Raw genomic sequence first — 16,031 nt, forward strand, 5'->3', positions numbered from 1 at the left:
AGTGATGTAAACCACTATTGGTTCAGTTTCGGGTTAGATGACCGTGATTGAGTTCTTATTGTAACAAGGTCCTATATAGTCTTATAGCACTTCGTTACATTAACGGTATCACTCACTCGAAACTTAAGGCTCTGGCCCGTATGATACTCCAGCTTTAGCTCACTGATAGCACCTTCACCCCAGCCTGCTGTTAGATGCGCCAGTACTTCTGCCTCAGACCAAGGGGTGTAGATGCTGGTGGTGGGACTGCCGGAGTAATCCTTCGGGAGGTAGAGGTGACGGTGGGTGGTCTTGCGTTTTACTTTGGCTTTGAAGGTGGCTATTTGGGTGGCTGTTCTGACGAGTGTGGGCAGTTGAGTTAATAGCCGCTTGGGATCAGAGGCTTTGGAACGGTCAGGCTGAAAGAGCATACGTGCTTTAGCCCCAGCATACCCTAAATCAGACCTCATCTTCTCCAATCCTAATGGTGTCAGAGGTAAGTCACCTGTTTTGATTAGTTCCATTTCTAGTCGGTCAGGCATCAAGTCGTTGAACTCAATCAGGTGATCTACTGGCATCTCGACAGGTAGGTTCGATAGCAAGAATACTCGCTTCTGATAATCAGCCCAAACTAACCTCAGTCTGGCTATAGCTTGTACAGTCTCAGCCTCCCTGATTTGCTTTTGAACTGCTTCAATGCGGGGATCACTAAATGATGGAACTGTCATAGCTGCTGGAGCATGAGGGCTACGTGCAGACAACCAATAATCAACCTGATCTAAAGGTAGGTTCTCTTTATCATCATAGCTTAGTGGATTGCCTGAGTTACCAAAGATTGCCCTCGCTTGTTGTTCGATGCCATCGATTGGTGGCTGGTTGCGGCCCGTAATAAATACAACTGATCTGTCCTCGTAAGCATTAGAACCACGCAGGGACATGAAGTGTGCCACAGCTACACCTGCATCAAGTCTAGGGTGATCTCGTAGGAACTCACATAAATCTTTATTTCCCACCACTAGGGGGCTGTCGCCTGCCGACACCCATTCATTTAGGATTGAGATTAAGCTGGCTAAGTCATTGTGGCGAGCATCATAGGTTGGTTCTGACAGGTTCTCTTGTTCTGGTCCGATCTTACTGTTCCAGAAGTTTTTACTGCCAGTACGATCATGTACCTGACTGACCACAGCTAATTGGTGAACATCAATCCGATGATATTGCAGGGCTGGTAGATACGCTTCTGTGATTATGGGATCAGCCGTAGCATCTAAGTAAAGCACTGGCGCAGACCGTGTCACTCGAATGGGTTTGTGCTCACAGATCACAATATCGTTCTTACGGTTGTTGTTGGGAGTTTTTCTGTTGTCGTGAACCAACTGCCCAAAGCTGTACCTACCCTGATCCTCAATCTCCCGTGCTGCGATCTCAAGCAGTTTGGTCAGGGCCTTATATTGCTTGGCGGATCTCACATTGCGGCTTTGCGTAGTATCAGCACTGAAGGGAGTAGCTGGATTTAGCCCTTCAACCGACACGGCGTTGAACTCAAAGGCTCCAATGTCTTTGTCCCGTAGGTAGGATAGATCACCTTGATGTTTGGTTAGGCACTCTACCAGATCAAAGCCTAAACTGGGAAGGCCTTCCAAACGAATATGCTGTGTCACATCACCCACTGGCATGGATGGCATATTGCTAACGGCAGAGGACATAAACGCCTCATCTATTATTACCAGATCAGGCTCTGATTGGCGTTCAAATTCATTCCTGCTCAGAAACAAGGACGCATGAGTGTAAATACGGATCGTATTTTCAACGCCCAGATCATTGCCCGATTGCCTGAACTGATCCAAATAGCTGCAATTGCCAAAGAAGCTGCATTGCTCTCCTGAGGTACGGCTTAGACAGGCATTGCCATATATGCTGTGACCCTTTTCCTCCAAGTCCCTGACATAATCAGCCCTCTGACACATGATCGGGTTGGGGTATGAGTTCTGTTCTTCGTCCCATTCACCGCCTGTACGAGGATAAACGTGAATGACCTTGGCATTGATGCCTTCTAGGCTTTGTTCCCATTCGTCAGCTAGATCATGCCTTGGCACATAGACTTCTATGGTCTGCTGGAATTTATCCTCAAGATAAGACTTCAAGTGGCTTATTGTTTGTTTGGTTTTACCTGCTCCCATAGTCAGACGGATAGCGGCTCTTGGGTTAGCGCCTTCAGCCAAGTTCTCGAAGAAGCCGCTTAGAATGGCATCAAGTTTTGATTGTGCTTCCACGGCTCCGACAAGCTTTGGGGGTTCCACCTTGCCTGCACCTGCTACAAGTATCGTTCTGTCTGAGCGAGATACAAAGCCATACGTACCGCTATCAAGTTCCTGCAGTCTTCCTCTGGCCTTTGAAGCAGCATCAGCAATCGTCCAAGCGCCACGGTCAGATACCACGCTTATATCTGCTTCTTCACAGAAACGGTTCCAGAGGGCCGCAGTCACTTGTTCTTCGCTGGGAGCGTGTTCTAGGGTGACCAACTGCTGCATGACCTGGGTGGACAGCAAGAACATAAGTTGTTCCCTACCATCGACGGCAAGACCAGTATCTGGATCACGGATAATATCGGCAGGATCAAGCAGTCCTGATTTACCACTTGTTCGTTGCTTTGAAGACCTTGAAGCGACAGCACTTCTGAAGGCTAAATCAGATGGAACCGTTACGGTTGATACTCCAGTGCCAGCTTTAAACAAGCCAGATCGATTGGGGTATGGATCAACAGCACCATCATTAAATAGAGGGTTAGCCGTCAGATGTATTTGGATGGGATTGAACATCCGCATATCCACTGGACAGCCAGACAGCCACGCTTTCATTTCATCATCAGAACATGGACGATCTAGCCAGAACCAGAGATGCACTCTGATACCAGCCTTGATGCCCATGCTGGATGACAAATGATACCAGCAGTCGGTAGCTTGGAACTCAGCAGGAAGCTGCTGGATTGCATATGATACCATTGCCTGTTGGTCAGACATATCACCATCCCAAGAAAGGCTATCAATGTCGATCATGCACCACTGGCGGGATAATGCGGTGAAGGTTTCCTTGTTGCGAGGCACTTGGCTGCTTTTGTTCTCCGGAAGTGACCCTCTGATGATCGTATGTGTGGGATAGTCCTCAAGTCTTTGTAGCAGTACAGACAGGCTTTGAAGATCAGACACTGGCTCTTCAGATACGTTGAACAGTTTACCAGTGGAAAATGGCTGTTGAGTTTCATCTGTGCCGCTGAAGCTTTTAACAAGGGCATGACCAGTAGCAGATGTCAGGAGTGTCATTACTTCGCCCATTTGCATCCCTTTCCAAACTTGGTCAGAGAACCTAAACATGGAAACTGAGAAGTACCAATAAGTGATGATCTCAAAATGAGATTAACTAGAGGCTGGGATAGCAGTGGCAGAACTTACAATTGATCAAGCCCTACAGCAGGCTATCGAGGCGCATAAAGCTGGTCGGGTTCAAGAGGCTGATCGCCTTTATACCGCCATTTTAAAAGCCCAGCCCAAGCATCCTGATGCGAACCACAATATGGGTGTACTGGCGGTTGGTGTTGGTAAGGTTCAGGAAGCTTTGCCGTTCTTAAAGACAGCGCTGGAAGCTAATCCAGCCACAGCACAGTTCTGGCTGAGCTACATTGACGCTTTGATTAAGCTAGATCAATTAACCGATGCAAAGGCTGTGCTGGATCAAGCCAAGAGCAAAGGTGCTAAGGGTGATGGCTTTAATAAACTGGAGCAAAGGCTGCAGGATGCTGGACAAGAGCCTCTACTGGCCAAGCAGATAGCATCTGAACCACAGCCTAAGCAGCCGAACATCCTGGACAGCCTAAAACTGGATCAAGCGATCAGTCTTGCGAAGAAGAAAGCAAAGGCAGGCTCTACTGAAGAAGCTAAACGTGTTTACCAGGATATTCTGACTAAGTTCCCCAAAAACAAACGGGCTAGTGATGGGATGAAAAGGTCAGCCGGTAAGACTGTTGGTGAAGCATCCAAAGTTCAGGACCCACCACAAGATCAATTGCAATCATTGGTTAACCTCTACAGCCAAGGGCAGCTTCAGCTGGCTCTAAAACAGGCTGAAACCTTAGTTCAACAGTTCCCACAGTCAGCCATCTTGTTCAATATCCAAGGGGCTGTACTGCAAGGCCTTAGACAACTTGATGCTTCCATAGAGGCTTACAACAAAGCTCTAGCTATCAAGCCTGATAATGCTGACGCCTACTACAACATGGGCAATGCTCTCCAAGAGCAAGGTAAGCTGGAAGAAGCTATTGAGGCCTACAACAAGGCTCTATCACTCAAGCCTGATTATGCTGAGGCCTACAACAACATGGGCAATGCTCTCAAAGAGCAAGGTAAGCTGGAAGAGGCTATAGAGGCTCACAACAAAGCTCTAGCCATCAAGCCTGATAATGCTGACGCCTACTACAACATGGGCAATGCTCTCAAAGAGCAAGGTAAGCTGGAAGAGGCTATAGAGGCTTACAACAAAGCTCTATCACTCAAGCCTGATTATGCTGAGGCCTACAACAACATGGGCAATGCTCTCCGAGAGCAAGGTAAGCTGGAAAAGGCTATAGAGGCTTACAACAAAGCTCTAGCCATCAAGCCTGATTACGCTGAAGCCTACAACAACATGGGCAATGCCCTCAAAGACCAAGATAAGCTGGATGAGGCTATAGAGGCTTACAACAAAGCTCTAGTCATCAAGCCTGATTATGCTGAGGCAGCACAAAACTTAGTAAAACTCCCAATTGGTAATATCGATGAGAAAACAATTTTGAGATTGAATAAAAAGATTTCAATTTTATCTTCAAATATACAAGATCAAAGCAAAAGGCTATTTTTTGAGGCAAACTTGTTTACCCATAACGGTGAGTACGACGAGGCCTTTAAAAGGTTTGTGGAAGCAAATAACATAAAGGCAAATGAAATTGCTTCCGCTCTGGAAAATCTGTCTCAAAAATATTATCAGAATGTTAAACGTATACAAAATTGGTCACCCCATTCACTAAAGTGGACTGAACCTTCATTAAAGAAATTATTTCTTTTAGGCCCGTCACGGTCAGGCAAATCTAGCCTAGAAAACCTACTGATGCGCATCCCACAAATTTACCCTATGTACGAAAATATTAACTTAAATACCTTACAGGAATCGGACTTGGGGAGCAGTAAAGTCAAAAGCCTCAATATGACGGAAATGTTTTATCATGATGAAAAGTGTTTGTTAAATGATGGGCATAGGTTTGTAACCTCCACTTTACCAGAAAGTATCTTCCATATTGACCAATTACTTGATGGTTTCGTTAATTCTTTTTGTGTTCTGGTAAAAAGAGACCAAACCGATGTTGCATCGGAGATTTTCACACGGGAATACAGAAAAGGAAACTTCTTTTTTTATACTCATTTGAGCATTCAGGAATATTTAAATACTTATTCCGTTATCTGGGAAGAGATAAAACGTAAAACTCCACAACGTACCCTCGAAATAGAATATGAAGACATTTTATTAAAGCCACACGAAGTGTTAGACCAGATCAGCCAATTTACCAGAGAGAACTTGATATTGGATAATGCGGAACAATATTCTACTAAAAAACGAATTAGCCCCTTTCGAGAACATTATGCACAAAAATTTAAATCAGCAATATACCAGTAATTTAAAATTAAATCCTACCGCCAGCCTCTACACGCCTTGGACTGAAGCAGAAGTACTGTCCCATCTAACAGCAGGCTGGGGTGAAGGTGCTATCAGTGAGCTAAAGCTGGAGTATCTCTACGGGCCAGAGCCTGAAGTTTCGGGGGAGTGACACCGTTAATGTAACGAAGTGCTATAAGACTATATAGGACCTTGTTACAATAAGAACTCAATCACGGTCATCTAACCCGAAACTGAACCAATAGTGGTTTACATCACTACAGGGCTGATCACTGTCAGAGGCCATATATACTTACCCCATAGCCCCCCTGTGGCCCATGCACAGGCCCTCTAGTGTTACTGTAACGGTATTCTGGGATACTGGGTAACAACCGCAGGCATCGTGCATAAGCTCCCTACGAAGTGTCAGAGGCATACATACAGCCTGCACCCTACCGCACAGATGAAACCGCCAAGTCGGACCTAAACAGGCTGATGCTGCTGGTTGACGATACCCAAAACCCAATCGCAGGTCAGAGCTATGTACGGTATCCCCTAGGGGGCGGGGTGGCACATGCCCGGGGTTCTTACCGTAGACCAAACCGTAGACCATTTTACGCCTGTTGCAGGAACCAGAATGAGACAGTAGCCTTGTTTTGTAAGGTTAATGCTAAGCGTTGGTGCCTACTGGCGGAACCATCCCCGTGTGGGGGCACCATTAAATCAATAACTTACATATAATCAGCTAGCAATGGTGCCTGCTGGGGAAACTCAGGGGAAACATTATAGCAATACTTTTGCACGCGAAGTCGTGTCCTGTGATAAGTTTGTGTAGCTGCTGTTCTTGTCCGTTGATTCATGTAGTTTGGCTATGAAACTTCAACCTATACCCGGATTGTACAATGTTCAGAGCGTCCACGCTACGAATGATAGGCTGGGTTCTTTTGACCCCTATTGTATTGGCTACCGCATACATGCTGCTGGAAATATGGCTTTTTGACCTTGATCCCTGCTCACCATTTATTTGCACTGAAGGGTATCCATGCTTTGAACAGGCTAATTGCAGCCATTGGAAAGATCCTCCTGACTGACATGCTCCCTTTTGGCTACGTCATTGGGCGTCTAAGATAACCGGTAGGAGCCTGCAGGTCCCTTAGACTCATAACCAAATGAATTGGGTTGGCCCGTTTTACAGGTGGGAATCCAAGGTAACGATTTACCTGTTACAGCGTGCGGAGTTAGGCTTACAGAAACATCTATTAAGCTGAGAAGATCGGAAATATGATATGCCTGATGCAGATAAGCCTGAGTTCGCTAAACAATCCTTCAAAGGCTTCGTGATGAGAATTATGATGATGATAGATATGTTCAAAAAGAAGAGCGACTATTAGGATCACATTACGGAACGGCTTACTAAGTAAGTCTTAATTCACGGGCAACTCACAATATGTCGTCAATACCAGCAAAAGGAGAAAGCTATGAAGACTATTGCGGCATCTTTATTTACTCTGATACTGCTCCTCACAAATGGTAGCGCAATGGCTGATAACCTCATCAAAACAGGACAATGGGCTTATTTGGCAGACACAGTTATGGGTGGTATTTCTGAGGGAACTGCACAGTTTGAAGATCAAGGAACATCCCAAGTCATTCGGCTGAGCGGTGAAGTTTCTACAGCTAATAATGGTGGTTTTATTCAGGTTCGGTCACCAGTGGAATGGGAGGCGGCGAAGGGAAAAACAGGTATCAAACTGACGGTTAAAGGTAACGGTGATCTTTATTATTTGAACATCAGGAGTACCAACACTCGCTTACCTTGGCACTATTATCATCATAGTTTTCAAACAAACGGCTCATGGAGTGAGGTAAGGCTTCCGTTTGAGACTTTTGTAAAGTCGTCATCCCTTATGAGAACTACACTCAACCAAAGCAAGATCAAAACTATAGGCATTGTCGCATACGGTAAGGATTATACGGCTGATGTATCGGTGCAGAGTTTGGAGTTTTACTGATTGGATAACCTCTTGAACCCAGCCAACGCACACCAGCAGCGTTGCCCCAGATGCCAGTCACCTCTGAACACTGTCGTAGTGCATGGGCATGAGCAGTGTGTAATCTGTAAGTCTAATATCTTTGAGTGCTGCTCTGGTGATACCTGTGATACAGACCATAACTTGGCTTTTGGATATAAGAGAGGCTGACCAAACTCTCGACCCACGCCCGATGAGATGGCTGTGTTTGATTTTGTAGGAGCCAAAAATCTCTTGCCTACGAAAATATTCAAAAGCTCAACTTCCTAACAGACTCAAACATGAGAGTAGCAATTGGCTCCATAGCTACGGAGTCATAGTGAACGCCATCAATATTTGAAACGCATACGTGACTATTGAGATCTGCGAACAATACATTTTCACATTCAGCTACTATTTTGATCTCGTTTCCTAGGTCTAATGATAGTCTCTCACCTTCTTTGAATATTTTTGCTAAGGCACCGACCTCTTTGATTGGAGGCGGAGCGATGACTATAATTTTGGGCGATTCCCCTTTCGGCCCACAACCTGATGCGCGAATAATCCGTATTAATTTTCCTATGGATTGCGCGATATCAAATGCATTTACTCCGAACCTAAATTTAAGATCATTAGTACCGAGCATTATAGCAATAACGCTAATACATTGGTGTGTTTCTAGGATAGCGGGTAAAACGCTTGCTCCGTTTTTGTGTTCGCCTTCAATAGGATCGTTGTGAACTGTAGTTCTGCCAGGTAAGCCTTCATCAATTACTCTCCAATTGTCTCCAAGTTTGCGTGCAAGAAGGGACGTCCAACGGATATTCAAGGGATGACGGTTGCGCTCACCTAATTCTCGCATAGGCATTGTGCAGTGTGTGTTTGAGTCGCCAAAAAGGAGAAGAGTTTTAGGTTCATTCATGGTCTTTTACCTTATGGAAAATTTTCACCTTTGATGAGGTTCGTTTATAATCTAGACCCACAGCACCAACTCAGCATCACCTGCGGCCTATGTAAGCACCATAAGAGGCTAGAAGTAGCAAACCTTATAGCTGTCGTTGGAGGCGATGCCGCTTCAAGCATATTAACTAAAGGTTAAATGATACCAATTATCCTTAAACCCAGTGCCAGTGTGGATAATGAAGCAAGCGCAAAACTCAAAGTACGCAAAACAGTTATTCCGATTGCATAGATGATGTAGTGAGCAAATATACCAATAAAGAATGTCATAGCCAAAATACCTGGATAGCCATCCTCAGGAATACGTATCATAGCAAGAATTGCTAAAGGCGCATATGCTGCGAATGCTTGTATTGCCACACCATGGGCTGCCTTGGCTCGCATCGCCCAATTAGATTGTTGCGCCAAACTGGGAGTTGGATTTGCCATTGTGCCAGCAAGACCGTGAACCATGATCCTATCCAAAATATAAGGAACCCATGCTATTGCGATCCAGATAGCAGAGAGACTTGTATAAAATTCTAGTGATGACATTTGAGCTTTCCTTTTGCCTCGAGTGATGAAGAAATGCGTCTTAATCCCTTCTACCATTGGAATCGCACAGGCCGTCTAGTCTGTATGTTGAAGCGGTGAGCGAGAAGTCTAAGAATTACCCCAGAGGGCCAGATGCCATAACTGTGGCGTGAAGGGTAACAACACGTATCAGATCGTTTACACGGGTAATTCTGACGTTGCGATGGATGGGGCTGGGGTTAGGTCGGATAAATTTTCCTATAAACCTCAAAAATAGACGGTGTTAGCAATCCAAACAGCATCATAAAACCGCTTTAAGATATGGTGTGGTATTAGGTGCCGTTCGTGCTAGGCTTTTCTAATCGGTCATTGGATAGTTATTTGGAGAATTAAATGAAACAACTTATGACTTTATGCGTGCTTGCACTTTTTGGCTCAAGCGTTTCAGCACAATCTTATGAAACTGCACAGGATGCTTTTGACGCAAGAGCTTGGGAAGCGGCTGCAAAACTTGCAAGGGCAGAAGCTATAAAAGGCAACGCTAACTCGCAGGGACTGTTAGGGCAACTTTATCATTTTGGACAAGGTGGCCTGCCTAAAAGTAGCGAACTAGCTGTCATTTGGTATTCGGTCAGTATGGCAAACGGAAATACTGCTATTGAAGGACTGTATAATGGCGCTGCATTTGTATTTAACGAAGAGGAGCTTAAGGGAATAGAAGCCAAGGCAACGACTTGCCTATCAAGCCAGTACGAAAAGTGCGATTAATTACACAATGCGAAAAGGCTGCAGACATTTAGGGTGGCTGCCACTATCGTAGGATTTATGCCGCAGCACCAACTCAGCATCACCTGCGGCCTCTGTAAGCACCATACGATGCTAGAGGTAGCAAACCTGATCGCTGTCGTAGGAGGCGATACGACAGCCCATGAGGTACGTCAGAGAGCCAGATGTCATAACTGTGGTCTGAATTGATGATCTTATATATACTTAGGCTGTGCCAATAATGTTTTGGGTGTTCTGCTTTGTCTCACAGCACGTTTTAGACCAATGCGCTAGCACCACCTTGCTTTCGCACTTCACGCCCGTCTTTAAACGCGACATGTGGTAAGGCTTCTTGCCCCCATAGACCCTCATGAATGTCAAAATTTTGTCTTTGGTCTATCGTACCAAGGGGAACAAACTGACCATCAGGCACTCTCTCAACGAGCATTTCTACCGGTGAGGCACATTTCGAACAAAAGCGATTAGTCATTTTAAAGCCATGTTCGGTTTTGGTGTCCACGAATTCAGAAACTTTTCCACCCTCATATGTGACCTTACCCATATCAAACACAGCGTAGGCTCTGGAGGACCCACCGGAAATTTTTTGGCACCAAGTACAGTAGCACTCGAATACACGCCGTGGTTCACCCTTAGCTTTGAATGTAACAGAACCACACAAACAACTACCGCTATAGACTGACATCAAATATTCCTTTCACATCACATTTCAAAGGCGCGCTGAATTTTCCAGTAAATGAATTTTCCGTTCGCTTTTTCAGCGTAAACCATTACGTTTGAGCGGGGTTTCCCATCTTGAACGACATCATGCGTTGCCACTATATAATCTTCATTTTCCCGTATTATGTTAAAGTTTTTTATGCGTATTTCACCCAAAATACACCAGCTCTTGGTAGTTGCTAAATCTTCAACTTCGCCAGTTGTGTCTTCGAACTGAAAATCATCCGACAAAAATACAGATAAATGGCTGAAGTCGCGGGTTTCGAGAGTTTTATCCCACGCAGTTAAAACTGTTTCTGCTTTGATCATTGATCTACCTCACTCAAATTTATTTTTATTGGTGTTGAGCCAGTCTCTATTCTTCGCATTAAGCCATCTTCTTTTTGGATATAGTATAGAACAGCATCTTTCGTTCCATTTGGAAAAGGCATTATGAAGTGCATAAGCAAAACATCTTCATTTTCATAAAGACACCGCCTGTTTTCTGGTTTGAACTTTTGGATTAGCGGTTCGAGGCGTTCGATATAGTCTGCTTTTTGAACGATAGTGCCGGAGGAATGCATGACCATCTCAAAATTGGGATGACAAAGGCTAGCCAGCATTTTTATGTTTTGTGTATCCCATGCCTCAGCATATTTATCATAAATCATTATTTCGTACCCTCATTATTATTTTGTTGGCTTTACGGAACTACTTTGAGATCGAGGCAATCAAGTCGGCATCAATCATTAAGTTATCGTGCTTGTATTTACTACGTATGGGTACAACGAACTTTAAGCTCCATTTATTCATATCCACTAGAGCGTCCTCTAAAGCTTCCTCGCTTTCAACCGTTACAAATGCAGTCATTCTAGCGGGGTTATTTCGATCTTTGTTGATATCCACAGTTATTCGAGAAGAACTTGTTGGCCCAGACCAAGTTTGCCAAAGCTCGGATAATTCGGCGATAAACGAGTCGTTGTCCGCTTCAGAAGTAAAGGTGTTTACATTTAGTCTTTTAATGGTTGTCATTTTGTCATCTTTTTTGTTGGTCCCACGCGTGGCTAATTCAGCGATGCTCCACGCAGTGGTTAGTGACGTGGCTCACGTATTAGCCGTACTCCACGCTCCGAAATTCTTGGCGGATACGGTGACTTCATAGCCAATAAACTCAATATCTCCATTTACCCAACCATCATGGCCCGGTGCGAAGGTGTATGCGTCACCCGCATGAACCGTTATTTCAGACCCGTCGTCGTGTGCAACGGTCATTGAACCTTGAATTACAACGCCAACATGCGCTGCTTGACAGCTATGACCACCCACCAAAGGTTTGACGCACTCTGACCATTTCCAGCCCGGTTGCAGCACTAATTTGGTGGCTGTCGCCACACCTAAGTCAACCGAAGCTGAATGTGTTTTGTCCGGCTCTTTCAAAACATCGGGATTGGTGAATGACTTACTTGATAAGGATTTTGACATTACTGTTCTCCAAACTTTCTATTAATGTGATTATCGTAAGGCAACTTTTAGTGAAAATCTATATCAAATTCGGGAGTGGTTTTTGCTCCATAAACACCATAGCCCACGAGGTAGGTCAGATAGCCAGATGCAACAACTGTGGCGTGAAGTGTAACAACACGTATCAGATCGTCCACAAGGGTGCTTCAGATGCTGCTATGGATGGAACTGGTATTCGTTAAGGAAAATCACTTTGCATAACCCTCAATAGGTGAGGGGGGGGCGAAAAACAGCCACTCTTTTACAGTGATATGTCCTGCTCTCACATTTTTTGTAAAAAAGGTTCATTCTTTTTCATAATTCGGGAAGCGCAGAAGTAATATTTTGAGCATCCATTACAGAAAATGTACTCTGCTGTGAAATTTATTAGGTCGGATCAGCCAGCATTAAAACTTTTGACCGGCTGACCGAGTTAATAATTAGTGAAAGGCGAAGTAGTGGCCGATTTTGATACCAAGTATTCTACGTTGCCGTACTATGAACTTTGATGATGGTACGTAAGTTTACATCAAGTGCATTATATATTTTTGCAGCAATAGGGTTACTAGCGATTGCGTCATAAGTAGCCTCGATTTCTGACATTGAGGGATATGTTACACCCAATAAAAAATCACCAGCATTATTGCCTGTCATTATTCTAGCAAACCTAAAAGTTTGCGCCCCAGTCTCTGCAAACATAGGGGATGCTTCTGCCATCAATTCCATTAACTCTGGTTGTGAGATATGAGATTTACCACGTGTTAAAATTACGTATTTTCTTTGAGGGTTAGTCGGTGCATCAAAAGGTACGTCGCAAAATTTTGCTATATTGCGCATCGTGACTGTTAATCCAGTTCCCATTATTTTTCCGTAAGTGTCTGATGTAGCGAAGGCATCCATCACATTTGCAAAATCGTTCAGAGACTGGAAGAATTGCTGAAAGACTACGCTGCCTGCGTTGTCGCCGGTCATTATGGTACCAACGCTAGCTCTAGTTGATCCAGCTGCCTTGGACTCCTCGGCAAGCGTTACACCTAGCGAAACAGCTTCTGATAGTTTGCCAGCTGGTACAGCTCCAACTGTATTGACGTAGAAATTTTCCGACATTTTTTAGCTCCTAAGATTAATATCCCGCTACGTACAAAAAACCCTGCGCATTACTTTCGTTCAAGTCTAAATCTTGAAGTGGTTGGAATAATTTTGGCCTAGTGGAGCATTATGCGAGGTGCGGGCGGTAAAACCAGCAGCAACGCTATAGGTACATATTCTGCCCTAAGGCTCGCTCAATCTCTATACGTTCTCAGAAAGGAATATCGTCGTTACCTATCGGCGAGCTATCCATGCTTGACGGTTCGTAACGACCTTGATCGGCAAATGGTGGTGGACTACCCGCGGTAGCATCGTCCCGTGAAACCTTCCAAGCCTTTACATCCGTATACCAACGACCGTTATACTCTCGGCTTTCCAGATCGATTGAAACCGCAACGGTTTCTCCCTTCTGGATATTAAACTGATCAATCTTATCGCCCCAAGCCATGAAGCAGACTTTCTTGGGATATTGGGCTTCAGTCTCCATAACATACTCTTGCTTACGCCACTCTCCATTTGCTGATTTCCCAGATTTAACTTCCAATATCTCTACAATTTTTCCCGAAATTTCCAAAGTTACCACCTTTTCTGCATTCACTGTAACTGATTACTTTCGTATCAAACTACGCGATCTGAATAAAAGGCCAAGCGTATTCCTCTGACTCTTGTGGATTGAGTTGAAGCTACGCATTAGGTGCATCGGCTTGGTCTCTCATTAGAGCTAAAGTTATCAACTCAACTCTATCAACTCTCTCAACAATTAGTTCAGTAGTTGATAGAGTTGAGACAGTTGAGATAGGCTTTAGTAGTCTGGTATTTGCTGAACATATTCCCAAGGCTCCTTGCGATTTTTGCGTTTAATCTTCCCATCTTCAGAAAGCTTCCTGCATATAATACTTACCTGGCCTTTGTCTTTTCCGAGTGTGTTGGCCAATTCATTCACTGTCAATTTTTGGCTGGCCTTCAGTAGTTTCAATACTTCTGCCTGTACGGGCGCCTTGTCTTCATATTCAGCCCCAACTCCAGCTCTCTCACTATATTTTCCGCTGTCAAAGGTAAGAATTTTTTCGCTTGGAAATATGAGACGTCCTTTAGCTTGAAGCTTGGTTTGTCCACCGTTTTGAGTAAGCACCATAAGGTTATCCGGCACCCCCTGTAAGGCTGTCGAACCGATTATCTTATCGAAGGGGTCATCACTATCATTGCCAGTAGGTTTCCCCGAGTGTGTGAGTACCAAGCAATCTTTGTCGTACTTATCGATTAGTTCTTTAATCTCTGTCATGGCTTTATACTCAGCGTCATAGTGACCTGTGTTCAGTCGCTTCAGCTTCGCTAAAATATCAATGATCATTAGCTCTGGATTGTAAGTGAGTAATAGGTCTTCCAGTCCTTTTTCACCGCCTTGGCCTATTCGATCAATTTCACCTTCGAGTACAAGGTGTATCTGATGGCTTTCATTGAAGCGTTCGAAACGGCCTTTAGCCATCCGCTTGTTATATTCTAGCGCTAAGTAAAGAACTTTCTTTTCAGTTGATACCTCCTCAGCGATTTGCTCAGCGAGCGTAGATTTTCCTGATTTTGTTTTACCACTCAGCAGCGTTAAGCCGGGTGGCAGCCAGCTATGCGGCTGCTCTCGCTCTTCGAGTGTTTCAGTGAGCAGGCTCATTAACGGCCGTCCGATCCGTGGAGTATCCCACGGATCATCAACTTCAAAATCCACGGCGGTCATCATTAGTTACCTCCACTGCGGTGCTTACGTACGCATTCGGAAATCCATGCTTGAACGTCTTCTTCTAACCAGCCGCTTCTGCACTGACTGATTTTTATGGATTTGGGAAAGTTACCTTCACGAGCCATGCGATGTAGGTGTGATCGCGATATGGATGTGAGGTCTGATACTTGTTGGGCTTTTAGAATACGCATAGTCTGCTCCATCTTGTTAAGATGTGCATAATTTACGTAGTCACTATGGCTCTGGCTTGGTCACAAAATTAGTTTATTTCGCAGAAATTTTGGGCAAGAAGGATAAAATCTTCTTCGATTTTATAAATCGATTCTTCATTGCGGAGGAGCCAGCCGGAAAAATGGTTTTACCAGTTTCCTTTTTTGCTCGACTGCTAGCCACTGCTACTACGTCCAGAACACTGCCATTGTCACCTGTTGAGACGCTTGGATAAACAGGTTTGGAATAAACGGTGGCAATTGTAGCCACCAGACCCAGCAGAAAGAGATGTTCAGTTTGTGATTTATTTGGGCCAGTTCTACCATTCTTAGGTTCTTTTTTTATGTCCATGAGAACGTCAGAAAGCCATACAGAAAGATCCCTAGGCTTGCCGGCACCGCTGTCGTCGTATCAGGTGATACTGCCGTAGATACCGGTACTGCAGACGATGAAAACCTCTACATCTTCTTACATGATGCGAATGGTGATGGTGACGTTGCAGACACTAATGAAGTAACACTGGTTGGACAGACAGTTTTGGATTTTGATCTGGATACGCTGACAACAGACAACTTCGTTATCGCCTAAAAACTAAAACTTGAGCCCCCCTTGGAAACTTGGGCTGCTCACCTAAGGAACACGCTGTGGGTTTAACTTAATGATCTCCAGTCGTACACTTGCTCACGGCAACGGAAGGCCTTCTAACTAGAGATAGTTGGGGGGCTTTTTCCGTGGGTGATGCAAAGGTTGTCGAACACCCACGCCCAAAGTAAGCCATCCAATGAAACAGCTCATACTCGGTGCAGCTCTTGTCGGCGTAGGCTTGTTCAAGTAGATTTGACGGGCTATGTCTCTGTGTAATCCCGGTGAGGACTGTAATG

Annotated in this window: 16 protein-coding genes; 3 read left to right on the forward strand and 13 right to left on the reverse strand. The window is 44.7% G+C overall.

All coding sequences use genetic code 11. The features are described 5' to 3' along the window. Window positions 1-71: 71 nt before the first annotated feature. Window positions 72-3,347, reverse strand: a complete 3,276-nt coding sequence (locus tag RCA23_RS02060; protein ID WP_044048832.1) for a hypothetical protein — start codon at window positions 3,345-3,347, stop codon at window positions 72-74. Window positions 3,348-3,411: 64 nt separating this feature from the next. Here RCA23_RS02060 and RCA23_RS15895 point away from each other — a divergent pair, with 64 nt between their 5' ends. Both RCA23_RS15895 and RCA23_RS02070 read left to right on the forward strand, forming a co-directional pair. Then, complete coding sequence (locus RCA23_RS15895) at window positions 3,412-5,676, forward strand: tetratricopeptide repeat protein (protein WP_052376982.1); 2,265 nt, start codon at window positions 3,412-3,414, stop codon at window positions 5,674-5,676. 1,457 nt (window positions 5,677-7,133) lie between these two features. After that, the gene (locus RCA23_RS02070) at window positions 7,134-7,667 is read left to right on the forward strand and encodes a CIA30 family protein (protein WP_044048833.1); all 534 of its coding nucleotides are present in this window, start codon (window positions 7,134-7,136) and stop codon (window positions 7,665-7,667) included. A gap of 268 nt (window positions 7,668-7,935) precedes the next feature. Here the strand turns inward: RCA23_RS02070 and RCA23_RS02075 are convergent, their stop codons facing one another. Together RCA23_RS02075 and RCA23_RS02080 are read right to left on the reverse strand one after the other, a co-directional pair. Continuing rightward, the gene (locus tag RCA23_RS02075; protein ID WP_044048834.1) at window positions 7,936-8,586 is read right to left on the reverse strand and encodes a GDSL-type esterase/lipase family protein; all 651 of its coding nucleotides are present in this window, start codon (window positions 8,584-8,586) and stop codon (window positions 7,936-7,938) included. A gap of 173 nt (window positions 8,587-8,759) precedes the next feature. Continuing rightward, the gene (locus tag RCA23_RS02080) at window positions 8,760-9,158 is read right to left on the reverse strand and encodes an MAPEG family protein (protein WP_044051192.1); all 399 of its coding nucleotides are present in this window, start codon (window positions 9,156-9,158) and stop codon (window positions 8,760-8,762) included. A gap of 372 nt (window positions 9,159-9,530) precedes the next feature. Between RCA23_RS02080 and RCA23_RS02085 the strand changes: the two genes are divergently transcribed. Further along, window positions 9,531-9,905, forward strand: a complete 375-nt coding sequence (locus tag RCA23_RS02085; RefSeq protein ID WP_044048835.1) for a hypothetical protein — start codon at window positions 9,531-9,533, stop codon at window positions 9,903-9,905. A gap of 274 nt (window positions 9,906-10,179) precedes the next feature. On the opposite strand, the gene RCA23_RS02090 is transcribed toward RCA23_RS02085, so the two are convergent. The 10 genes from RCA23_RS02090 to RCA23_RS02130 form a co-directional block, all read right to left on the reverse strand. Then, the gene (locus RCA23_RS02090) at window positions 10,180-10,605 is read right to left on the reverse strand and encodes a GFA family protein (protein ID WP_081870864.1); all 426 of its coding nucleotides are present in this window, start codon (window positions 10,603-10,605) and stop codon (window positions 10,180-10,182) included. A gap of 17 nt (window positions 10,606-10,622) precedes the next feature. Next, window positions 10,623-10,949, reverse strand: coding sequence for a hypothetical protein (locus RCA23_RS02095; protein WP_044048837.1), 327 nt, complete (start codon window positions 10,947-10,949; stop codon window positions 10,623-10,625). Next, on the reverse strand, window positions 10,946-11,290 hold the full coding sequence (locus RCA23_RS02100) for a nuclear transport factor 2 family protein (protein ID WP_044048838.1): 345 nt from the start codon (window positions 11,288-11,290) through the stop codon (window positions 10,946-10,948). The genes RCA23_RS02095 and RCA23_RS02100 overlap by 4 nt, the downstream gene beginning before the upstream one ends. Before the next feature lie 40 nt (window positions 11,291-11,330). After that, window positions 11,331-11,651: an RNA-binding protein gene (locus RCA23_RS02105; protein WP_044048839.1), complete on the reverse strand. Its 321-nt coding sequence runs from the start codon at window positions 11,649-11,651 to the stop codon at window positions 11,331-11,333. Window positions 11,652-11,723: 72 nt separating this feature from the next. After that, window positions 11,724-12,101, reverse strand: coding sequence for a cupin domain-containing protein (locus RCA23_RS02110; protein WP_044048840.1), 378 nt, complete (start codon window positions 12,099-12,101; stop codon window positions 11,724-11,726). A gap of 501 nt (window positions 12,102-12,602) precedes the next feature. Further along, window positions 12,603-13,226, reverse strand: a complete 624-nt coding sequence (locus tag RCA23_RS02115) for a DUF6854 domain-containing protein (RefSeq protein ID WP_044048841.1) — start codon at window positions 13,224-13,226, stop codon at window positions 12,603-12,605. Between the two features lie 193 nt (window positions 13,227-13,419). Continuing rightward, window positions 13,420-13,806: a DUF3127 domain-containing protein gene (locus RCA23_RS02120; RefSeq protein WP_052376983.1), complete on the reverse strand. Its 387-nt coding sequence runs from the start codon at window positions 13,804-13,806 to the stop codon at window positions 13,420-13,422. 204 nt (window positions 13,807-14,010) lie between these two features. After that, window positions 14,011-14,940: an AAA family ATPase gene (locus tag RCA23_RS02125; RefSeq protein ID WP_044048842.1), complete on the reverse strand. Its 930-nt coding sequence runs from the start codon at window positions 14,938-14,940 to the stop codon at window positions 14,011-14,013. After that, a complete protein-coding gene (locus tag RCA23_RS16945; RefSeq protein ID WP_430903218.1) occupies window positions 14,940-15,143 on the reverse strand; it encodes a helix-turn-helix transcriptional regulator in 204 nt (67 codons plus the stop codon). Before RCA23_RS16945 ends, RCA23_RS02125 begins: the two co-directional genes overlap by 1 nt. A gap of 61 nt (window positions 15,144-15,204) precedes the next feature. After that, the gene (locus RCA23_RS02130) at window positions 15,205-15,501 is read right to left on the reverse strand and encodes a hypothetical protein (RefSeq protein WP_044048843.1); all 297 of its coding nucleotides are present in this window, start codon (window positions 15,499-15,501) and stop codon (window positions 15,205-15,207) included. Window positions 15,502-16,031 lie beyond the last annotated feature (530 nt).

The organism is Planktomarina temperata RCA23 (genome assembly GCF_000738435.1).
GTDB lineage: Bacteria > Pseudomonadota > Alphaproteobacteria > Rhodobacterales > Rhodobacteraceae > Planktomarina > Planktomarina temperata.